Raw genomic sequence first — 22,593 nt, forward strand, 5'->3', positions numbered from 1 at the left:
TGTTGCATGATGTTCATTTGGATCATTCTCTCCTGCCCCCAACCTGTCTACGTTCTACAAGTTGGTTTATCGGTTGTGGCTGGTTTTTCAATGACTCCGCTGGCCTACTTTTAAGTTAACAGATACAGTTGGGACAGAGGTTCATCATGACGAACCGTGGTGTGCCAAATCCACAATTCGCCGCCGCGTAAATATCCAATTGTGAAAATCTAATGGGTTGAAATGTTTGCAGGAAAGATACAAATTATTGCCGAATTGCTTAAACGCAAATGAATGTTGATTCGCACCATTCTCACTAAACTTTAAAGATTGACACTTGGATTCTAGCAAAGTAGAAACAGATAATTTTCGAAACAATATCTTCAACACCAGTGGCTTCAGCAGCGGATTGTTTAGCTAATTTTTTAACTTATTTTTCCTTTAAAAAGAATATCAAGTTAGCTCCGTTAGACTAATGAAGTCGGATCGCCATAGGTGATAGTAACTTTGGAAATACAAGCAGTTATCAGACTTATCAGACGGTTAAACTTCTGCCCTTCAGACTGACGACAATTGGTACCCCAAACGAATTTCATACTTGTCTAAACATCAAATAAGCAACCTCTTTCCATTTCGGACGGGGGTTGCTTACTTTTAACCGCATCATCACCCTGTACACAGAACAGCCACCCTTGAAGTAGAACAATCTACTTACAAGGGCGGCTGTTTTCATAACTTGAGTTTCACTATTGCATCGTTTACTGGGTCAAGAGATTAATATTGGCATCTTCGATGTTGAAATAGTTTCCTTTGTTATCGTCTACAAGCGGTTTTATTTGGTCATATCCTTTTCCACTCGAAGGACCAATGGCATCAAGCGTCACTTGATTGGATTGCAATTCGCTATTAAGATCAGCTATGGAATAAATGGTGGTGCCAGGTTCCATATTTTTATCGTGAACCGGTGCATCAGTGATGAAAATAACTCTTTTCGCATTGCTGCTGCCAGTTAGTTTGTCTACAGCCATGTGAATCGCCTCTAATCCGGACTCCTCGTCAGTGATTCCTCCGGAAGCAGTGGTCAACCCCATAATATTCTCTTTCAGCACATCTTTGTCGGAAGTAAAATCAAAGTATTGAAAATCTTGCGTTTTCTTAAAATTAATATCGCGGAAGGCAATGACAGCAAAGCGCGAGCCTTGCGGCATAGCATCAACGAAATTTTTGACTGTTTCTCTTACATAATCGATTTCATCTGTCATACTAAGCGTGACATCGATTACAAAGACAAGATCAGTAGGACTTGCAATATCTTTAGATATATTGGTCAAGATTGGCGATGTGTCTGGAGCTCCTGGCTGTGTCACTTGTTCGGGTGAAGGAATGCTTGCATCGGCATCTACAGGCGGTTGACCGTTATTGTCATCTGTAGTAATGACGACAGAAGATGACGTGCTATCCCATTTTACATTGGCTCCCAATGATTCGCTAACAAAACGAATCGGAACCATCGTGTATCCATTAATCAGTTGACCCGGAACGTTCAATATGACGGTTTTGCCATTGACTGTGGCTGTTTTTGATCCAATAGTTAATACAATCATGATGGTTCCTTTTGTAGCTGTAACGGTTTGAGTGTTTTGATCCCAACTTACCGTTGCACCGAGAGCTTCAAAAATGGCTCGGAGCGGGACAAGCATATTACCGTTCTGGTTGATAGGTGCTTGTTCGTAAATTTGACTTTGTCCACTAATAAATACTTGCGGAATGGATGCACCGTTCGTATTTATTGGCAAAAATTGTGGTTCTGATGTTGCGAAATCGCCAGATTCACTGACAACTTTAATGTAATAGTAGTATCCGCCGGTCGTTAGCTTTAAATTTGTCCATGAATTGGTATAAGGTTTTGCAGGGTTGAATACGATTCGCTTAATTACAGAATTTTGCGTATTTTTTACAACAAGATAAAAAGTTGACGTAGGCGGAATGGTACGGGTAGTTATATTTATGGTGAATGTACCATCGGATTTTGTAGTAACCGACCCTGGGAATTTACTTCCGGATAGCAACTGGAATTTGAATGTTGATGCGTTGCTGTCTGTTGACGTTGTTTCCGTAGGTTTGGCAGGAACCTTCCATGTCGTCGGATTTGAATAAATCGTGGATGTACCATTCACTTGCTTTAATAGTAATGTATACGTGCCTGCGGGCACCGAGCTATAATTCAAAGAAATTTTTGGGTTTTGTGGATCAACGGGTAATGTGTTGATAATGTCGCCATTAACGTTCTTGACGACCAAATAATACTGTGATGCATCGCTGGATGTAACACGAATAGTGATGGAAATGGTTCCAGTAGACGACACAGACACTGAGCCAGGGAACGTAGCCGTGCTTATTGGCGTTGCCTCGGTCGATTGGGTAGGCGGTGTCCAAGAAATTGCTTTTGAATTTAGAGTCGTTTGGCCGCTGACCATTTGAATATACATTGTATAAGTGCCGCTTGGTAATGAGTTTAATGTGCTGGAAGATACGACAGGATTTTGAGCATTTAGTGTTAGTTTTTTAATTTGTTTCTGGTCGCTATTCAAAATGATCAAGTAGTAGGTCAGAGTTTTGTAAGTTGTTTTAGGTGTAATATTAATTGAGATTGTTCCAGCTTCAGATACAGTAATTGTGCCTGGTGAACTGCTAGGATCGTTAGATGGGTCGATAAAATCGCTAATAGGATATTCAAGATGAATCTCACTCCCAATATCAGGGGCTTTCGGGAAGAATATGATTCTATTCTTGTAGTCTACATCGAATTCTTTAGTTTCAATTGCATTAACAAAAACACGAATTGTCCCAGGCTCGATTACATGCTTGGTGTCATATTTGAATTTTGTGGTTGTGCCATCACCGTCTTTAAGAATATTGAGAATATGATCAGTAGATAATGATTCCACGCTATTAGAAACCAATGTTCCCGTTTCTGCGTAAGCTATATTTGAACCAATTGCGCTACCCCCTGTTCCAACGAAAGTAGCAGCGATTAATGTCGTGCATAAAAATTTGTTCAACTTCATTACAACACACTCCCTTTTATGTAAAAATTGATCACAACATGATACCATGGGAGGATAATATTAACAAAACAGTTTTTACCATACCATTGATTAATGCCACATAATGGAGGAATCTATTAAACATATAGTACAATTAGAATTTACAAATAATACTGGTAAAGAAATTACAATTCAAGATTACGAATTTGTTGATGTTATTGCCTCCGAGGGCTTCCAAAGAAAAACGTTTAATCAAGCAGTGCAACTGCTCAAAGCCGAGGTGATAAAAGAAAAAGCAGCCATTACAGAGGAAACTCTGCGACAACTGCTTTCTCAGTTCGGAGCCCATCTAGCTAGCAAACAACGATCTTCCTGAAATCAAGAAGTTCATCGGCAACTATGTGGAAAAGGTAATCGTCTACGAAAAGCATGTAGAAGTTATATTCAAGCTCCATATTGTGGATTTAGCATATGGAGACGAGGCTTGGCTGGGCAAATCCACAATTCAGCGACGGGCGATGCTTAGGATGTTTGGGGGAGGCAGCCTAAATTGGTACCGTCAGTAAGTAAAATGTTCATTAATAAACCATGGTCTTGGCGAACCTATAATACCTTGTATTAACCGAGTAAGCTCAAAGGTAGCATTAACCATAACTTATTGTGGTGGAATATCAGGGCGAAGCGTATGTTGATTATAAAAAAGAACTTTATTTAAAAAATGTCAGTATTAAAGCCATACCATAAATCTACATAATCTGTTGGGCATTTCATTTCGAAGCTAGACTTATAAATTTGCCCTGGTAGGATTTCAAGATATGTTGAATTTGGTTTGTAATCATAAAATGTTATTTGTTTAAAATCATTGATTTATTTGTTGAAGACCCTATTGGTCAAAATCTTACTGAACCATAAAATTATAGCTTTCAATTTTGCCCATCTCTTGCCACACCCCAACAAGGTGGTGATGCTGTTCTAGACTCTAAGAGCCCGCTTGCCGAGGTTTTTGAACCAAGGCACGACCTTCCCCCACCCCGCCCGCCGAGGCAACTTTTCACGCCCCATAAGGCTTCATACCCAAAAATTCGCCTCATTTGTGATATGTTTCACCGCGAATGATCTTAAACTATTATTTTGTGATGATGTTAACCGTCTATAAAAAAAACGATAACGCATCAAACAAACAGAAAGGTTCTATTTACCACTCTCCCTTTCTTGCGAAGTTAAGACCAAGAAAAAGAAAATGGTTTGTAGGGCCTTTTTTATGCTTCTGGAGAGGTTTTGTTGATGGACATTCACACAAAAGCGGATGTTTTTTTCAAATACCCTTTATTCAGCTATCGTGCTCCGTTCGTAATATAAGGTTAGCCAGATATTTCTGGTTGACCTTTTTTCATAGGGTCTTATTATTACGGTAGTCGGGGTAGAACGGTGTGCCCGTGGGACTTGATCCCGTCAGCTAAACTGTTCACCCCCTACTTGTATAAACATGTTTCAGGCTGGTTGGGACCAGATCCCGTTTAACAAGCGAACCTATGACATTACAAGAAGCCTTAGGGGATACCGACAATTAAGTATGATGTAGGAGGAGAATTCGTATGAATCCAGTCGTTGGTCTGGATGTAGCCAAAGGGGAAAGTCAAGTTCAAGCATTTTTGGATAAACGAAAGCCTTATCGTAAAAGTTTTAGTGTCCTTCATAATGTTGAGGAATTTAATACTGTTTTTCTAAAGTTCTTAAAAGAAATTGAGACCCTGACGGGTAAAAAGCCTACAGTTATTTTGGAATCAACGGGACACTACCATACTCCTGTTGTTCAATTTTTAGAGGAGCATCAATATGTGTATATTATCGTCAATCCACTTATTGCTTATCGAGCTAAAAGTTCAAGCTTACGGAAGGTTAAAACCGATGCCATTGATGCCTTTCATCTATGTGAACTTTATTATAAAGAAGAACTAGAGCCTTATAAAAAAAGGGGAATCCAACGCTTAAACCTTCGTAATCTAACAAGACTGCACGAGAGCATTTCAGGAGTATCCGCACAAACAAAATTACAGCTTCATTCCGTGTTAGATCAAATATTTCCTGAATATGTAGGTGTGTTTGGTGACTTATATTCCAAAGTGTCCTTGCAAACCCTATTACATCCCAACATCGAAGTCGGTTTTAAGCATCAGCGAATGTACATTGGTGGATGAAATAGCTTCGCTATGTAAAAGTCGTTCTGATAAATGGGCGAAGGAACGGGCGCAAAAGCTAAGAGATGCCGCATCCCGAAACCCATTTCAGAACAACTTATTTCAAAGCCATATCTTTAATCTTGAGGTACTGATCACGTTAATCCTTCAATACCAAGAGCACCTATCCAAGTTGGATGCCGAAATAGATGCCCTTGCCCAAGAAATGGAAGAATATACGATTCTCCAATCTATCCCTGGTATAGGAGAAAAAATCGCGGCAACGATTATCTCCGAAATCGGTGAGATCGATCGGTTTAATCACCCCAAAAAGCTAGTCGCATTTGCTGGAGTAGACCCTAGCGTATATGCCTCTGGCAAATTTACAGCTTCAGTTAACCGCATTACCAAAAGAGGATCTAGCAGCTTAAGACACGCTTTATACATGGCCGTAAGATGTGGGATACGCGATGCTCGGGATTTCGACCCGTTGCTCGTGATATCACTTGCCATCTTGGAACGCCACCGCGTAGTGATCTTTCAGGACTTTGAAGGTCGAGAAATCCGAGTCGTTACGGACTTGATGCAAGTCACCGCCGAGCAAATTGCACAGATGTACAAAGCTCGTTGGCAGATCGAGGTGTTTTTCCGCTGGATTAAGCAGCATCTGAATTTCCCACTTTGGTTTGCAGTTTTAATAGTCTACGTTTTGCTTAAATGGCTGTTTGACGCTTCAAACGCAAGAATCCCTCTTCATACGAAACTCTCTTTTATCCAATTTTCACGTTTGCTCGTTCTTAATAGACTACCATCTGTATGGGATTGCGAAAATTCAGCTATGGGTTCAAACACACAACTATCTTGTGGTTATTTGAGTTACATAATTTGGTTAATCAACAGGTCTGATAATTCGTTTTATAAAAATTCTGCAGTGTCACATGCATACCTTTGCTACGTTTTCTAATAATACTTCCTATCAAGTTAAACGGGCTTTCTCTTTTTGTCATCATCTCTGTGGCCATCCAACTGATATCATCCGAATCGCGGCGGGGAAATTTACTCAAAGAAGTGCCTATTCCCTTTGCTTTCGTATTGATTGTATCGAACAGTTTAATTTCTTCATCTTCGTCTAAGCTATGGAAAGCAAGAAAAGGAATATTGATATCAGAATTTGTTTTACGTACGTATTTTTCGACTTCAAGAGGGCTGGCTCGTCCGTGAGATCCAGGTGAGTGTGATACTGCTATAGCTAGCTTTCATCTGCTTGCAACAGGCACCTCCTTGTACTGCTGACGAAACTACCTGGATATTGTTGTTCTGTGATATTCCATAATTGATTAGAAAAACGGAGCTGCGAACCCGCATAACTCCGTTTTAGTTGTTCCATAATTTATTAGAATTTTGCGATTGATCAAGAGAAAAAGATGGTTTGTTCCTTAATTCATTAGAAAAAAGTTTTTCGGCCTTTGTATGAAAATGTATAAAAATACACACTTGAAATTGTAACTTTCATAAGAGAATTAAATCACCTTTTAAATAACCCCACTAATTCCTAAACAGTATTTTAATTACTCTTCTATTTTAAATAATTTACTTTCTTGAGATAATTCAACAACAATATGGGCTTTATCAAGTAGGCTTACAGGCAACTTATCCTTCAGAATAGAAACCACTAATTGAATATTTTCTTTACTTACATAATCTGCAACTTTAATCAGTTGATTATCATGCATTAATTCTTTTTTGTCATTTAGTAGGAAGTGCAAACTCGGTATTTTTTCCTCATCAGCAAATAATATAGCTGCAAGATCAAAGCATAAAATTTCACCTTGTTTTTTGCCTGAGCTTAAATTAGCATTGAATGCGCTGAATTTATATATTTGCTGCTGGCTCTTTTTATGAATAACTTTATCATACTTCAATGCATACTTCTCACCATACAATTCAAAAGAAATTTCAGAAAAATGTTTATTAAACTTATGAATTTGGCCTTTTAACTTTTCTTCAAAACTTCCTGAAAATAAAACATCATCAATTACTTTAATTTGAGCATCAATTTCACTAATGTTTTTCTCTACTTCAACTAATTGCGAGATAATACTCTCATATTCACCCTTAATTCGATACTTATCATTCAACTCAGTTATAATCTTTTCTAACTCCTCAAAGGAGTCACCTTTAGATATAGTCATTGCCAACTCTTTCTCCTGAGATAACAATGTATTTAAGTTCTTTTCTTCAGTCTCAATTTTTACAGTTAAAGAAGGTAAATCAGCAGTTATAAACTTAATTTTTTCTACAACCATATTGTTGTGGTACGCTACTAAATCTTCAAAGGTCTTTTGTAAGTTAGAAATATTTGCATTAGCCTCAGCATACAGTACTTCCAATTGCTTCAAGTCAATATTAGCTTTGCTATTTTCAATCTCTTTTTTGGCCTCTTCTATGAGGTTCTTTCTAATTTTCATTTTACTTATGTTTGAACTACTTTTATTTATTTGAAATTTTACGAAGTTAAGTTGATCTAACTGATTTTCAAAATTTTCGTTTAAATTGAAATTTGATTTTTTCTCATTTAATTGAGCTATTTCTGCTTCAATCATTTCTAAAGCAATTTCATAAGCTATTTTTGTTTGCTTTTTTTCCAGTCTTTCCTTGAAGGCTTCTTCTTGTTTTATTTTTGCCACTAATGCTTGCTTCTTTGCCCCTTCATCAAAGTCACAACCTAATAAGAACAAATATAAAGTCTCATATTCCACATCAGAGGTATACTTGTCCAAAGTCTTAAGTGTATTACTTATATTCTCATCCTTGTATCTAATATTGTGAGAGATGATCTGTCTGAATGTGGGTTTCTCAGCCTTATGGTCGGGAAAAAGAAGCCCTTGTAACTCGTCTTCAAAATCCTTATCAAGTATTGACTTCCCATTAATTTTCCTAATGTTCTTTTTTCTTGGCAGAAAATTGCGTTCAATTACTACTTCATCTGATGCCTCATCTGATAAATCCTCAACAAGAATAAGAGTAATCAATACTTCTTCGGTTACAAGAAAATCTTTAACCAACTCATAGACTTCCTTTTTATTCTCTGTATCAGAATATATTATTGAAGCGTTAGACCCTAAACAAAAGTCAATTAGCTTTAATACTGTTGTTTTCCCCACATTATTCCCAGTAGATTTATCATCATTGGATGGTGTTACGTCAATGATTAGGTTCAAACCGGATTGAAAAGTCAGCTCCCTTATTGTCCCTGTACGACTCGTTATTTTCAGTGTTTTTATGAACATAATTCCACCCATCCATCATCGTCTATCTTTGCAGAATCAATTAGGTAAAGCCAATCTAAACAAAGCATGAAAGTGGGAAAAGACATGTTATATTGGCTTTTAATCCTTTGATACAGATCAAACACTTGTTGTTTGGCATGTTGTTTAAGTTCTTTCAAAACTAAAGATCCATTATAGTAAATGCTAAGCTGTGGATGTATATTATCCGGCAATAACATGGCTATATCCCTCCGGATTCTTAAAAATTTTGCATCGTATAAAAGCATCTACGACTAAAATACAGACGCAGAGCTCCAATTCTTCATACGGAATTTCAATATAATTTTTGCTCTCGATAATTATCTTGGTTATGTTATCAATTATACTGTAGAAAAGTTCTTTAGAGTTAGCTTTTTCATGTTGATGCATTGTATACTGCTTTTTGATAATTTGAAAAACGGAAAAGCTTTTATTCGAGCCTTCCCTATCAAACTCAGCATATTTTTCATCTAACTTTTGGTAAAATATCTTGTAATCATCAATTGTGTCTTTGACATCCGATAAATCATTGAAGGTTATTTTCTTATCAATCTCAAAGGAATTAATCTCTGGCGATTCAATACAGTTAGCAAGATTCTCATTTGCAAGTATGTTTATGATGGTCGCAAGATTCGTATCTACTTTAAGTAGATCAACATCATTTCCAAGTTCCTTTTTAACAAACTCAAATACCTCACGCTGTTTGTCGATTTCCATGCTCAGTATAACATTTAATAATGTGTTTATATCCACAATGTCATCCGTGGGAGAAAAAGCAGCATTATGTGGATTAATAAAACTCATATCCCGAAGTTTGGTTGCATCCTTAGCAATTGAAACAAAAATGAAACGGTAACCTGAATACCTACGGAATATATCCTTATTTAACGAGCCTTCAATTTTTTGTTTTGTACAGGTTGAAGATACTTGAGCAACAACTTTGTGGTTTACATCCACCAAATCAATACCTTCAACATTCTGTTTAAGTATATTCATATTAACCAACGTAAGTCCAAACAATAAATTCATTAATTCAGCAAAAAACGTCTCTGAATATATATTCAAATCCAATAAATTGATCTTTCCTCGTTTTTCAATTCGTCTTGCCAAAACTTCCAGCTTTTCTTCTATATAATTGAAGTATTTACTTCGATTCATTAGCCATACATACCCCTATTCAAAAATGATTTAAACCACGTTCATTGACTATTCGACAAATCATTGGAAATTCCTCTCCCATTGAAGTCCATTAAAAAAAGCGTCTAATTAAAGACGCTCCACACACTTTACTACATGTCTACACACTCGACGTCAAAACCAAGGTCCAGCACGACCGAAACCTCGATTTCGTCCTTAAGCACCTTATTTTTGAAATCTGCGCCATCCTTCGTAAATGTCGTAAACGGCGCAAAGTGTTGAAAACAAAGGATTTCTACGTATCTATTCGTTGCATTCCTACTACGGCCTCCACATGCACGGTATGCGGGAACAGGTCGACAGGTTGCACGGTTTGAAGCGTGTAGCCGAATGGCAGCAATTCAGTTACGTCAGTTGCGAATGTGTCAGGATTGCATGATACATAGACGATCCGTTTTGGTTTGGAGCGTACAATGCGGCGCATCACTTTCCCTCCAGCTCCGCTACGTGGTGGGTCTATCAACAGAATATCTGCGAATCCGAAATGATCATGCATCTCATCTAGTCCCCTTCGTGCATCACGGGCAAGGAATGTCGTGTTATGCAAATCATTATCGATGGCATTCCGTTTTGCGGATTCAATCGATGTCTCGACAATCTCGATTCCTGCCAATTCCTTCACAAGTGCCGCGAACGGTAATGAGAACGTGCCGACACCACAAAACAGGTCGATCATTTTCTCGTCTTCCTTTGGTTTTCCCATTTCCAACGCAAGGTCCACAAGCTTTTTGGCCTGTAAAGGGTTCGTCTGGAAGAATGTATCGAACCAAAGACGATAGCGATATCCTGCCATTTCATCATAAATGAAATCACGCCCCGTTAACAGATGCGTATCCTCGGATTGTGTGCGATCCGCCCAGTCTGTGTTCACAAGCCAAAGAAGGCTTTTCACATTCGGGAACTTCTTCGTGATCCGCTCGACAAGATTTTCAACTGCAGACGCCAATTCACCGTCAGGCGTTTTCGTAGCAAACAATGCCAACATCATTTCTCCGGTCGCAAACGATTCCCGCACCATCAAATGACGAAGAAGCCCATCATGTGCATCTTTGTCATAGCCTTTCAGGGCGAACTCCTTTACCCATTCGCCGACTTCTAACATGCCCGGCCTGCAATCAGACACGTTTCCAGTGGGATGATCTTACGGAAATTCCCTTGTTCATGCATTCCAATATGCCCTTCAGGGGAAAAAGTGAACTCCATCTTATTACGGTAATGCCAAGGGTCGTCCATACCGATCGTTCAAAATCTAATCCTTTACGTTTCAATGCGTTCTTCACATGCTTAGTCTTATGCTTCAATTGACCTTCATACGTCCAGTGTTGCCATACACAACCTCCGCAAAGCTCAAAATGAGGACAAGCCGCATCCGTCCGTTCGTGGCTTGCAGTTAGAATCTCTACAGGTATTACTTTTCTTCGTTTCTTATCGGGATCATCGACGACGACCTGCACTGACTCCCCTATGAGCGTCTGCGGAATCGTTAGCTTCAGCTTTCTAGGATTGGAACCTTTATCACTCTCACGCCAAATCACAGCTTTTCCATTGCCTTTTTCATCTAAATGGTCAATTTCAGCGACGAGCGTTTGTTCTTTTATATTAGTCAAGGAATGATTCCCCTTTCAACAGTCCATACATGTATTGAAGGATTGTTCCCACAATGCTTGTGTACCTCTTCAAAACAGACATACCTTATCATTATAACGAAAATGGGGCAGAATGAGCATGCACTTCATACAAATTCAATAACATCAAGTTTGAAGTGTGATGGGTGACAGACACCAAAAATGTTCTTTACATTAATTGATGTCTGTCTCTTACACAATTGATTCTGTGCAAGGAACGAAAAAAAATGATACTCTGTATGATGGGTAAAGGACTTTGCTATAGCTTATATCGTTTTTATATGTTGCAACAGGAGGAGATAATATGAGTAACGAACAAAATTTTTGGCTTGATTTACCAAAGCCGTTTTTTATATTAGCACCAATGGAAGATGTCACAGATGTTGTATTTCGTCACGTCATTAGTGAAGCTGCAAAACCCGACGTATTTTTCACGGAATTCACAAATACAGAAAGTTATTGTCACCCTGTAGGAAAAGACAGTGTACGTGGTCGATTAACGTTCACAGATGATGAGCAACCGATTGTCGCTCATATTTGGGGCAATAAACCTGCATTTTTTGAACAGATGAGTATTGATATGAAAAAACTTGGTTTTCGTGGTGTCGATTTAAACATGGGATGCCCAGTACAAAACGTCGCATCCAATGGAAAAGGTGCTGGATTAATACAACATCCTGAAGTTGCGGCAGAAATTATTCAAGCAGCAAAAGTAGGTGGATTACCAGTTAGTGTTAAAACAAGATTGGGTTACCATGATATTAACGAGTGGCGCGATTGGTTAGGACATATATTGAAACAAGATATTGCGAATCTTTCCATTCACCTTCGTACAAAAAAAGAGAAGAGTAAAGTAGATGCACACTGGGAACTAATCCCTGAAATAAAAAAATTACGCGATGAAATTGCTCCAAATACGTTGTTAACCATTAATGGAGATATTCCTGACCGCGCAAAAGGATTAAAATTAGTAGAACAATACGGCGTTGATGGTGTCATGATTGGCCGCGGTATTTTCACCAATCCATTTGCTTTTGAAAAAGAACCTAAAGAACATAGCGCGAAGGAATTTCTCAATTTACTTCTTTTACAGTTAGATCTTCACGATAAATATTCAAATGAAACCGAACCACGTCCATTTAAACCACTTCTTCGCTTTTTCAAAATCTATGTTCGTGAATTTAGAGGCGCAGGCGAACTAAGAAACCAATTAATGGATACCAAGTCAACAGATGAAGTACGTCGTTTAGCAAAAAATGTTTTAGATGAAGCATTAGATTGAAGCATCCCACCTGTGCATGATTAAAAAGACTTGCTGTAAAAACAAGTCTTTTTAAGGAATTATAGTTTTATTCAAAATCATTAAAAATAATGAGAGACCTCCCAAAAGTTCAATGAACTCTTGAAAGGTCTCTCATTTTTGCACTATGTTGTCAAACGGAGTTTCCTCTCAAGGAAACTCTTGATGCTACAGACTTCTCAGCCTGATTACTGCATGGAGCGTTTTTCTGGTCCATCGGCGATGAAATCTACCGCTTAAGCGCGGTCGCTCATCATCGATTCACAAAAAGCTAACTGAAAGTGCTAATTCATTGGGGAACAAAGAGAAGTTCGTTTGTAGGCTATAATTTCAGCACAAATTATAACCACGATTACCTATTTTTGTAATAATTTGTGCTCAGACCATATTATCACATTCATCTTAAAAATTTTGTATAATTTTGTCATATTTCATAAAATTTTTATAAATTTTATCGATTTTTATGTAAGAATTCATCCTTCCGAGTTTTAAGTAAGTGAAATAAAATTTCATTGTAAGGCGAATATTAGCTTCATTAATTTCCCAACGCCCTTCATCTAATTGAATGCAAGTTTTCCTTCATCCTACTTTACGATGATCTTCTTTCTTCCGAATTTCGGTACATTCCTAACCAACAAATTTCTTTACTCCAGGAAACCGTGCCCAAATAACGGCATAAGCTAAACCATCAGGTGGGATTCATTAACCATATCCCTTGTAAATCGTCGATTTTCCACTCTAGTACTTTTATGTAGGCTAACATTTCGGCTTCCGTTTTTCTTGTGATAAATCCAGGAATACCAGACCTTTCAATAGCTATCGTTTTCTCGAACATATCACTCTTTTTACTTACGGGGGTACATCGACTGTTTTTAAAACTTAGGATGATTTGCGAAAATCTTTCCCAGTTATCCAGACGGTTTTGTAATAATATGAGCGAATAATAGTGGTCACAATTCGTGGTAAACGGATAGTTGTGGTATTTCTTATTTCGTTCCATCGTTGACTTGATCACTTGTAGTTTTTATCAACCAGATTGGGTAGCTCGTCCATTCCAATAACTTCCCATTCCATTATGGAATATGGCCTGCCCTCAAGGCAGGCCATCTAAATCTAGGTTGTGGTGCAAAGCTCTAATTCATGATAACGTAACTGATAATGAAGTCATGGGATGGAGCAACTTATTTTGGAAACGAAAATGGATTTATTTAAATGGAAGCAATATGAATCGCCAATCACCTTACTAACGGTGAGGTGGTATTTGAAATATAGTTTAAGCTATCGAGATATAGTCGAAATGATGGGCGAGCGAGGATTAAAGATTTCACATACAACGATCATGAGATGGGTCCATGAATTTGGACCCGAAATCGACAAACGAATCCGTCCCTTTTTGAAACCTACAAACGATTCTTGGAGGACTGACGAAACCTACATAAAAGTCAAAGGACAGTGGTAGTATTTATATCGGGCCGTTGATTCTATGGGGAAAACCATTGATTTCATGTTATCTGAAAACCGGGATATACCGGCGGCTAAGCGTTTCTTTACTAAGGCTTTGTCCTCTCCACATCATCAAATCCCACGTGTCATCACCTTGGATAAAAATCCAGCCTATCCACCAGCCATACAAGTATTAATAAAGAGGAAATTACTGCCAAAAGAAACCTTGATTAGACAGACAAAATATCTAAACAACATTGTGGAGCAAGATCACCGATTCATTAAGAAAATCACAAAACCGATGCTCGGTTTCAAATCATTTCTAACTGCAGAACAGACATTAAAAGGAATCGAGGCCATGCATATGATTAGGAAAGGGCAGGCCGAAAATAATTCGTCTGTCCTCTCTGCTGTTGAATGGCTTAATAAAATATTTGGTATTTTGGCATAGTTAATTACAATTTAATGGGAAGTTGCTATCTTTTTTAATTCTTGCACCACAACCAATAATTCAATCTCATGATGACGAATTAGTATTAAGCACCATTGGAGAACGGTACGTTAAGGCAAATTGTCAATTTCTTAGTAAAAGATAATTCCAGTACCATACTCATAACCATTGAATATAGTTATCACTTAGAAGAATAAACGTAATTAACAAAGGACAGTTTGCTGAAGCAAACTGACCCTTGTTATTCAACTATAGTGTCCTGATAGCTGAATGATATTGTGTTTTTTGAGGACCAAATATCAGATTATCAGTATGGAGCTTGGAAGATGGTGTGCAGAGAACGATCCGCTTTCACCGCTAACACCTTGAAACATAATTTGCTTCCTGTTGATCGCTGAGAGGGAACAGCCATATTTTTGAGTTAATTTGTTAACGATGATTTTCTTGTCAGGAACAGACATTTTATAACCCTCATATGTCGTATTTTCCACATAATACCATATGGTTTTGCAGCCTGCAGATGATTTTGCAGGGCTAACAACATGCTGTTAGCCGACCTCGGCTAAACGTGGTTGCATTACTGGTTTCTGTCTCTGGTACGAAATCATTTCGACACCATCTGACAAAGTTATTGGAGTGGCTAAGGTATGTCTTGGCGGTGGTGTCCTTAAGATTACCTGCTTTCAACTTTTCTGATACTTCTTTCTCGTACTGTTCATACAATAACTCCAATTGCTTAATAAAGTCCTGAGATGCTTTCACTCAACCATTAGTACATTATCCATGAGAAAAGAAAAAGCTACCGAATTTCTCGACAGCTTAAGGAGTCGCTAGTAAAACTGGACGACTGAAGTCTTTATCGTAGAGGTATTGTGTACTTATCTACGAATTGACTATATAACAGACCATTGGTTGAAAGAAGTGTATGCACCTCAGCAATCGACCAAAATTTAGGTGGCTTTTGGGAAAGGGCTTTAGCCAAATTCGAAAGGGCGTCCTTCAGTTGTTTTAACAACGCTTCATGCATGACTCTGCTATCATCTGAAGGATGGGCATTTTCAAATGACTTTGTGCCCCTATGTAACATAATAGGGATGTACTCCTGTTCGCTGCCATATTTATCGCTATGCCATTGAATTGAATGAAGTAACTGCTCAATCTCTGATCTAGATACTCTGTCATTAGTGCTATTATTTTTCGCCTCGATGATAAGATTGACTCCGTTTTCCATTCTCCATAGATTATCCGGACCATCGCCCTCATCTTCCTCCGGCATCTGAGAAGTAAACCCGAGGAATTCACCGATTTGATGAACACTCTTTTCAAATGCATGAGAATCAACATCGGGGGAGTAAATTAAATCTGTATATAAGTTCTCAATAGCAATAACCACATCTGTTCCAGTGGAGTATTGAGCTAACCACTTAACCACAATATCAGCTTGCCGACCTTTTACCTTGGTCAGCTTCGAGTAGGTATGAGCTTGCGGTTTTAGTACTTTCGAAGAAAGGCTCTTGGCTTTTACCTGCATGTCAGCAGCTCCGACTGGATTCAATGAATCTATTAAAGTTGCCCCCATTTGTAGATAATAAGCCTCATCGATATTGCTCATAGAATCTTTATGAGTGTTCATAATATCGCGGATCACACTACAAGCATCTTCATAAAAATCGTCACGATACTTTTTAAGCGCCAATCTCTCTGTCTCGGCAATATCGAGCAGGTGAGATGTCCCGCTTTTATCGTCTGGTTCAGCTTTCAAAATCATATCCTTGTGAAACTGTCGCCATTCCTGATCACCAGCTAAACAATCGTCCACCGCCCCATAAATCTCCTTCAAAGCCTCTTCCGAAGATGTCGGTTTGTGATCACCAAACAACTCAAGACCAAAATCAATTTGCGCTCTTGTAGCAGGATTAAAGAAGAAACGATTCGCATCAACCCCAATAAAGTTGAGCAATGAATTGTCTAGAATGAAAACTGCACAATGGTCACTGCCTGACCTTACTGCTCTGCCCAACCCTTGTTCAATTGTCTGAGCAGTTTGGGCATTTAAGAAAGGTGACCCCTCGCGAGCAATCGAGATATACCGTTCTCTTGCAGAATACGCGCTCGGTTTACCATCAAGAACTAGAATCCTACAAGAATCTCCCGCCAAGTCGACCCCATCATATCTGTTCAGGAATACCATAAGATTACCTTGGGTATCCTTCAGTTTTTGAGTCGCGGCTAGTATATTATCTTTGTCGACAAGAATCGGCTTAAATTTAGCCCATGCTTTTGCCTTGTTACCATTCGGCACAATTACCACAACATTATGCTTCTCAGCATATTTTGCGATAATCGGTCGCATCATTTCGTCTGTCAAATCGGCAAAATACCTTTTCGGCGCAATAATTAGCCTTTCTCCAGCGTCCCCTTGGTTATCAACCTCTAATGGGGCTATAACTGAATCCTTTTCAATCCCGAGTTCCGTTATCAGATCGGTACTGTTATTAAATGTTGCCGACAAAATAAACCTATGCTTGGCGTTGAAAAATGAAGGGATTCTTTGCACAGGTATTTGAAGCGGTGTGATTTCAATTTGACTACCGCTTATATAACATTGACACTTAGACAATTCATCACCAATAATACCCCAAGAGAAAAAGACAGAATCATCATTGTCTGCATATAACTTTTGAAGGATATTAAATACCGCATCTTTATGCTGCCTCCAAACCCAGTAGGGAACAATCCGTGAAACCGTAGTATCTCCATTCTTAATGGCAGTTAGCGCCCCTTCACCTTGCTCACGAATTGAAGATTCGAATAGCTTATACAATTTTGAGTATGCAGGATGATCCCTCTCAAAAATAATCGTACTTTGCTGACGAGCCTTCTTAATACAACTATGAGCATCATCAATAACTAACGCGCCGATCTCTTGAATTGGACGATTCCCATACCCATCGACGCCAAAGATTGAGCGACCATTAAACATTCTCTCGAATGTGGTAATAAGAATAGCTTTTCGGTTCAAGAACTCATGCGGGAACTCTGCTGCTTGACCTGGTTCCTGATTGATTGTCACTACAGGTATATTGTGTATGGCAGCCTGTTCAATGGCTTGTTCCACGAGTTGCTTGTCAGGACAGAGATAAACTACAGGTCCGACACCTTCATTCATCTTAGAAAGAAGCATCAGTTGACCAATTAGGGTTTTTCCCGCGCCTGTATTTAAGATCCCAACTACATCCCCTTGTTCGCGCTTGCTATGCCACAACTTTAAAAAGTCTTTTTGAATATCCCGAAGGTAGTCATACCCCTCCTGATGAATCAAAGTCTTGAAAATCTCAGTTGGGTCTGTAGGCTTCGTTGGTCCCCCGCCGTTCCCACCTCTGATCCTACTTTTGAATAAACTCATTCTGATTCTCCATTCCTATTTTTGTAGTCCCATCATTATATATTAAGCTCCATGTCGAAATTTGTTAGTTTGTGTTGTCGATTCATAACACTTCAACAATTCTGATGGGTGTCGCAGGTGCTACTGGTGATGACTGACCTCCTAACATCGAAACCCCTTTAGCCGTAACAGTGAGCTGAGTCGGGAATTTTACCTCACCTGAAACGAGTACTTCCTCGACTAGAGTTCTCATCATCATTAAGCTCGGACTTTCATGATTCACCTCGGGATAGAAAACAGGATAGTCTTTTGTTTCAATCAATACTGGATCGCCAAAAAATGTCGAAAGACCTTGAAGATTACCCAGGACTTTCAAGTTACGATCTGGAATGGATGGGAACTGGTTAATGATTTGAGGAATTGTATACCCTTCAGGGTAATCGCCTGGATTACCTATGAACAATGTGACTACCGGTTCCTTATTAATTGTCCGTGATCTGGTAAATGCCGACACCTTCATCAACTGCGGCTGAAGTTTACGCGCGGCAGGTAAATCATCAAAACAATCCTGGGTGATCTGAAATTCACCGCAACTTGGACAAGTTATTTGATATACCTCAGAACCATCTCTTTTTAGTACTGCTTCGTTGCCGCAAAGAGGGCATTGTACTTTCGATGTCATCATGTAGAATTCACAAGCAATGTCATTTGTAAATATTCGCCAACAAGGGGCTTAACTCCTGCTCCTTAAGCACGAATCGACAAAATCCCCACTCGGGAAATAAAAATGCGGGTACCTGTTTAGGATAGCCGCATCCGTTGATTTTCTAACTTCACTTCTCATACAGCGGAAGCCGCGGAACCCGGAAGGGACTTATGGTTTACGATTTTCTCTAAACTTGAATCCATACACATCACAAGCCTTCTTACCATCAAGTTCAATACTTTTCTGTTTACCTGTAGGATCTAAGATGTTATTCACATCCGTTATCACATGCTCCCATACCGACATGAATCTTAACGCCGCCTTCAAGTCAATATTAGAAGGGTTATACTTGTGGGGCGTTCCTGTGCTAGGAGCGTAATTAGGATCTGTTAGGTATGAGTTCACTTCAATTGGTGGTCTCTGGTCGACATATACCCGAAGGTGCTTTTTCCAACGCAATCTGTATTTTTTCTTAGATAAATGATGATGCTTTAACATTTTCCATTTCTACTTTGATTATTCGATCATCTATTGCTGATCTGGTTTCAGCGAACAGTTTGGCACTCTTCTCTATTACCTTCTCAATATGATGGTAGACTGATTCTGAATCGGTATCCTCATCGGCAAAGATGTGCAATCTTGGTTCTACTTGCCCTTGTTCAGGTTCTATTGGGTTGCAGGAATCTGTGATGATCTCTATTTTGTCAACTTTATACGTAGATGGAGCTTCGTGTTGAACGTCTTCCATTACTGTATCGGGAAGCTCAATTGGAGTATCACTCTCTGTTAAGTGGAAATTGTATGTGTCATCAATGTCTATTCCGATACCAGCGTTAATCTTATCGGAGTCACCCAAGAAGAATGAGAATTGCAGATCATCGTCTGTGGGATTCTTCTGACTTGGCGAATCAATCCTTGTCTTGTTCACGATACTATATTCGTTCATTGTAGCCTTCATTTATGATCACCTTCCTCTTGTTGTTATTACATTTTTCCAGTAATAACTCTTGAAAATGAATATCCTCAAGAACGATTACTAAATTTGTTCCTCCAACTTAATTACAACAATAAACTGAAGCCCGAATTCTCTGCTTTAATTATTCAACGAACATAAGAATATCAGTCGGAGGATTTACACTCTTAAAAAGGTTGTGGTGCAAGAATTAAAAAAGATAGCGATTTCCTAATAAATTGTAATTAACTATGCCGAGATCCCAAATATTTCATTAAGCCATTCAACTGCAGAGAGGACAGACGAATTATATTCGGCCTGTCCTTTCCTAATCATATGCATAGCCTCGACTCCCTTTAATGTCTGTTCTGCAGTTAGAAATGATTTGAAACCGAGCATCGGTTTTGTGATTTTCTTAACGAATCGGTGATCTTGCTCCACAATGTTGTTTAGATATTTTGTCTGTCTAATCAAAGTTTCTTTTGGTAATAATTTACCCTTAATTAATTCTTGTATGGCTGGTGGATAGGCTGGATTTTTATCCAAGGTGATGACACGTGGGATTTGATTGTGTGGAGAGGACAAAGCTTTTGTAAAGAAACGCTTAGCCGCCGGTATATCCCGGTTTTCAGATAACATGAAATCAATGGTTTTCCCCATAGAATCAACGGCCCGATATAAATACTTCCACTGTCCTTTTACTTTTATGTAGGTTTCGTCAGTCCTCCAAGAATCATTTGTAGGTTTCAAAAAGGTACGGATTCGTTTGTCGATTTCGGGTCCAAATTCATGGACCCATCTCATGATCGTCGTATGTGAAATCTTTAATCCTCGCTCGCCCATCATTTCGACTATATCTCGATAGCTTAAACTATATTTCAAATACCACCTCACCGTTAGTAAAATGATCGCCGATTCATATTGCTTCCATTTAAATAGATCCATTTTCGTTTCCAAAATAAGTTGCTCCATCCCATGACTTCATTATCAGTTACGTTATCATGAATTAGAGCTTTGCACCACAACCGTTCAAATGATAGGCAACTTATAGAATCTTTAAATACATGGTAACAAAATACTTGTTTACATTCGGTTCAAACTCCTGGGTAGGGTACTTCGTATCAGACTGCTTGCTGGCCTTCAACTTTGGTTTTGTATATCTATCCCCATTTTATTGATAGGTAGGTTGGATGCTCATTTCAAGTCAGTACTGCTCTCAGTCTCGTATTTTCTTTACAGTTTTTCGATGTATGTAGTTCTATAAAACGTTTAGCTCGGTATCTTTTAATGTTGAACTTACCTTTCCGACCGTCTTTGCGCGTAGCGCCCTGCCCGCCCCCCAACCCACCGTATTGTAACTATGTACGGATCTAGTAGAAGAATTATATGCTGTTACTGGATTGTTACGTAGCAAAAAATGGACATGTATATAGTTACAAATTCGGAATTAGCTTTCTATGTACATTCTAGATATATATTAAAGTTCCAAACATGTCGGAAGGGTCTAAATAAAGATAAATCACATCGTATTTTGTTCCCAGTAAAGATTAAAGAGATGGCAACAAGTATTTTGTTTGCAAGTAAATATGGTATAATGATCGATAGCGAGGCTGTAAGCTTTTGAGTAGCATACGCATGGACGATTTTTTAAGGAGTTGATCAATTTGAGGAATACTAATATGGAACAAAAACATGAAACATTAGGTAGTGTCGTTAAAGTTCAACAAGTCATTGATTTTATGGTGTTAGGCGTGCTTCAGCAACAAGGTAAACAGTATAACAACCAAATGGAGCAATTTATTCTTCGTAAGCTTGACGGTACCGGCGTTAATAATGCGTATTTAACAACGCGGCTGCAGTTCCTATTTGATAAAGGTCATGTGGATCGCTGGTGGGATGGCGATAAGCGTTTTAATCGTTTCTATTCGATTACAGGCAGTGGTGTTACTTATTTTCTACAGCTGAAGCTTGAGCTTCCTGAACGTGTGGAATTGGCACAAAAGGTTTATCGTCAATTCGATTCCTACATACATGAATTTGATGGCCATTAGAAAGAGAGGTAACGGTTCATGGATTTGGATTATGAGAAGATTGTTAGTGACCTTAAAATGGCTTTTCCTGCAGGTACAGTACAATTTCAAAATGGGGGTATGGCTTACATTCCTAATCAGGTGTACACTGACCGAATCGAGCAAGCTACCAGCAGCCGCTGGAGTCTGGAGCTGCGGGAAACCGACATTAATCTCTCAGGACATTATGTAAAGGCCGTGGTTCGGGTACAAATCGGTGCTTATTTTCGGGATGGTTATGGATTGCAAAAGCTTGAGGCTGGAAAAGCATTATTAGAAGATCAGCTAGCTCCAGCCTTAGATCTGGCAGTGAATCGTGCCTTTATTCATGCCGTCGATAAGTGGCAAATGGGTTGGCGTGATCTGGCACCCCATCGAAAAAATGACTGGGGCAATAACCCGGCTCTGAAGCATCTTTTAAATGTTGAGTCTGGCTTAAAAAAGCCTGGTCAAAATAATCTTCAGCCGTCGTTAAGGGAAATCCACCACTGTATAAACTGCAAACAAGAACTATCCAATGAGGAATGGGATGCCCTAGGACAAATCACAAATCTTAACCGTAATAAATTAACTTATTGCTATCCTCACATACCCAACCATTACAAACGGCTTCTTCCTGATAAAGTGAGGAAAATATTTGAACCTACATGGAAACCTGAATAAATATGGAGAGGTGGATTTACATGGAAGGTTACGGAATGAAAAGTGAGCAATGAAGCTGAATTGTTACGCTACATGCTCTCTAGAACACCTGTTATGATCGTTGAAAGTCATCACTATAAATTGGTATTGAATTGAATTATCCTGCCCTTGCGTATTATGAGGTCACCAGAACTTTCTGGTAGGAGGTTATTCTCCACATACACATACGGATTCATGCTCACGGGGCGGTTCGGGAAGCCCTCTAATAGATCCTCCTGGATAAAGAGCTGATACCCGCGTTAACAAGCCTCA

Annotated in this window: 14 protein-coding genes and 3 pseudogenes; 8 read left to right on the forward strand and 9 right to left on the reverse strand. The window is 38.9% G+C overall.

The features are described 5' to 3' along the window. Positions 1–737: 737 nt before the first annotated feature. Positions 738–3,047: a stalk domain-containing protein gene (locus tag G9U52_RS33805; RefSeq protein WP_166156224.1), complete on the reverse strand. Its 2,310-nt coding sequence runs from the start codon at positions 3,045–3,047 to the stop codon at positions 738–740. Positions 3,048–3,150: 103 nt separating this feature from the next. On the opposite strand from G9U52_RS33805, the gene G9U52_RS39520 reads away from it, so the two are divergent. The 4 genes and pseudogenes from G9U52_RS39520 (at position 3,151) to G9U52_RS41955 (ending at position 6,167) form a co-directional block, all read left to right on the forward strand. Then, on the forward strand, positions 3,151–3,402 hold the full coding sequence (locus G9U52_RS39520; RefSeq protein WP_207953373.1) for a hypothetical protein: 252 nt from the start codon (positions 3,151–3,153) through the stop codon (positions 3,400–3,402). Between the two features lie 25 nt (positions 3,403–3,427). Beyond that, positions 3,428–3,592: a hypothetical protein gene (locus G9U52_RS39525; protein ID WP_207953374.1), complete on the forward strand. Its 165-nt coding sequence runs from the start codon at positions 3,428–3,430 to the stop codon at positions 3,590–3,592. Between the two features lie 1,029 nt (positions 3,593–4,621). Then, positions 4,622–5,681: pseudogene (locus G9U52_RS33815) on the forward strand (IS110 family RNA-guided transposase); the annotation flags it as partial. Positions 5,682–5,735: 54 nt separating this feature from the next. Further along, the gene (locus G9U52_RS41955) at positions 5,736–6,167 is read left to right on the forward strand and encodes a transposase (RefSeq protein ID WP_375790312.1); all 432 of its coding nucleotides are present in this window, start codon (positions 5,736–5,738) and stop codon (positions 6,165–6,167) included. Positions 6,168–6,771: 604 nt separating this feature from the next. On the opposite strand, the gene G9U52_RS33825 is transcribed toward G9U52_RS41955, so the two are convergent. The 4 genes and pseudogenes from G9U52_RS33825 to rlmD all read right to left on the reverse strand — a co-directional run bounded on the left by G9U52_RS33825 (position 6,772) and on the right by rlmD (position 11,315). Next, positions 6,772–8,505, reverse strand: a complete 1,734-nt coding sequence (locus G9U52_RS33825) for a DUF2326 domain-containing protein (RefSeq protein ID WP_243767718.1) — start codon at positions 8,503–8,505, stop codon at positions 6,772–6,774. After that, the gene (locus G9U52_RS33830) at positions 8,484–8,711 is read right to left on the reverse strand and encodes an ABC-three component system middle component 6 (protein ID WP_036651942.1); all 228 of its coding nucleotides are present in this window, start codon (positions 8,709–8,711) and stop codon (positions 8,484–8,486) included. Before G9U52_RS33830 ends, G9U52_RS33825 begins: the two co-directional genes overlap by 22 nt. Next, on the reverse strand, positions 8,695–9,669 hold the full coding sequence (locus G9U52_RS33835; RefSeq protein ID WP_166156228.1) for an ABC-three component system protein: 975 nt from the start codon (positions 9,667–9,669) through the stop codon (positions 8,695–8,697). The genes G9U52_RS33830 and G9U52_RS33835 overlap by 17 nt, the downstream gene beginning before the upstream one ends. Positions 9,670–9,943: 274 nt before the next feature. Next, positions 9,944–11,315 (reverse strand): annotated as a pseudogene (rlmD, locus tag G9U52_RS33840) (23S rRNA (uracil(1939)-C(5))-methyltransferase RlmD). 322 nt (positions 11,316–11,637) lie between these two features. Between rlmD and G9U52_RS33845 the strand changes: the two are divergent. Further along, positions 11,638–12,615 carry a tRNA dihydrouridine synthase gene (locus G9U52_RS33845; protein ID WP_166156231.1) on the forward strand — a complete coding sequence of 326 codons (978 nt, stop codon included), beginning with the start codon at positions 11,638–11,640 and terminating at the stop codon, positions 12,613–12,615. 1,189 nt (positions 12,616–13,804) lie between these two features. After that, positions 13,805–14,527, forward strand: a pseudogene (locus tag G9U52_RS33850) (IS6 family transposase). A gap of 856 nt (positions 14,528–15,383) precedes the next feature. Here the strand turns inward: G9U52_RS33850 and G9U52_RS33855 are convergent. From G9U52_RS33855 to G9U52_RS33870, 4 genes are all read right to left on the reverse strand, one after another. Beyond that, positions 15,384–17,933: a DEAD/DEAH box helicase gene (locus G9U52_RS33855; RefSeq protein ID WP_166156235.1), complete on the reverse strand. Its 2,550-nt coding sequence runs from the start codon at positions 17,931–17,933 to the stop codon at positions 15,384–15,386. Between the two features lie 82 nt (positions 17,934–18,015). Beyond that, entirely contained in the window at positions 18,016–18,597 is a 582-nt protein-coding gene (locus G9U52_RS33860) for a hypothetical protein (protein ID WP_166156238.1), read from the reverse strand. Between the two features lie 493 nt (positions 18,598–19,090). Continuing rightward, positions 19,091–19,576, reverse strand: coding sequence for a hypothetical protein (locus tag G9U52_RS33865; protein ID WP_166156241.1), 486 nt, complete (start codon positions 19,574–19,576; stop codon positions 19,091–19,093). A 243-nt stretch (positions 19,577–19,819) separates the two neighbouring features. Continuing rightward, entirely contained in the window at positions 19,820–20,542 is a 723-nt protein-coding gene (locus tag G9U52_RS33870) for an IS6 family transposase (RefSeq protein WP_375790310.1), read from the reverse strand. Positions 20,543–21,249: 707 nt separating this feature from the next. Here G9U52_RS33870 and G9U52_RS33875 point away from each other — a divergent pair. Together G9U52_RS33875 and G9U52_RS33880 are read left to right on the forward strand one after the other, a co-directional pair. Continuing rightward, positions 21,250–21,621, forward strand: coding sequence for a PadR family transcriptional regulator (locus G9U52_RS33875; protein WP_166156244.1), 372 nt, complete (start codon positions 21,250–21,252; stop codon positions 21,619–21,621). Positions 21,622–21,639: 18 nt separating this feature from the next. After that, positions 21,640–22,302, forward strand: coding sequence for a hypothetical protein (locus G9U52_RS33880; protein ID WP_166156247.1), 663 nt, complete (start codon positions 21,640–21,642; stop codon positions 22,300–22,302). The last annotated feature ends 291 nt before the right edge of the window (positions 22,303–22,593 follow it).

It is taken from the genome of Paenibacillus agricola, from assembly GCF_011440305.1.
GTDB lineage: Bacteria > Bacillota > Bacilli > Paenibacillales > NBRC-103111 > Paenibacillus_S > Paenibacillus_S agricola.

Coding starts and splice junctions, on each gene's coding strand:
- G9U52_RS33805 (WP_166156224.1), bottom strand. CDS start 3,047: ATGAAGTTGAACAAATTTTTATGCACGACATTAATCGCTGCTACTTTC.
- G9U52_RS39520 (WP_207953373.1), top strand. CDS start 3,151: ATGGAGGAATCTATTAAACATATAGTACAATTAGAATTTACAAATAAT.
- G9U52_RS33825 (WP_243767718.1), bottom strand. CDS start 8,505: ATGGGTGGAATTATGTTCATAAAAACACTGAAAATAACGAGTCGTACA.
- G9U52_RS33830 (WP_036651942.1), bottom strand. CDS start 8,711: ATGTTATTGCCGGATAATATACATCCACAGCTTAGCATTTACTATAAT.
- G9U52_RS33835 (WP_166156228.1), bottom strand. CDS start 9,669: ATGAATCGAAGTAAATACTTCAATTATATAGAAGAAAAGCTGGAAGTT.
- G9U52_RS33845 (WP_166156231.1), top strand. CDS start 11,638: ATGAGTAACGAACAAAATTTTTGGCTTGATTTACCAAAGCCGTTTTTT.
- G9U52_RS33855 (WP_166156235.1), bottom strand. CDS start 17,933: ATGAGTTTATTCAAAAGTAGGATCAGAGGTGGGAACGGCGGGGGACCA.
- G9U52_RS33860 (WP_166156238.1), bottom strand. CDS start 18,597: ATGATGACATCGAAAGTACAATGCCCTCTTTGCGGCAACGAAGCAGTA.
- G9U52_RS33865 (WP_166156241.1), bottom strand. CDS start 19,576: ATGAAGGCTACAATGAACGAATATAGTATCGTGAACAAGACAAGGATT.
- G9U52_RS33870 (WP_375790310.1), bottom strand. CDS start 20,542: ATGGAGCAACTTATTTTGGAAACGAAAATGGATCTATTTAAATGGAAG.
- G9U52_RS33875 (WP_166156244.1), top strand. CDS start 21,250: ATGGAACAAAAACATGAAACATTAGGTAGTGTCGTTAAAGTTCAACAA.
- G9U52_RS33880 (WP_166156247.1), top strand. CDS start 21,640: ATGGATTTGGATTATGAGAAGATTGTTAGTGACCTTAAAATGGCTTTT.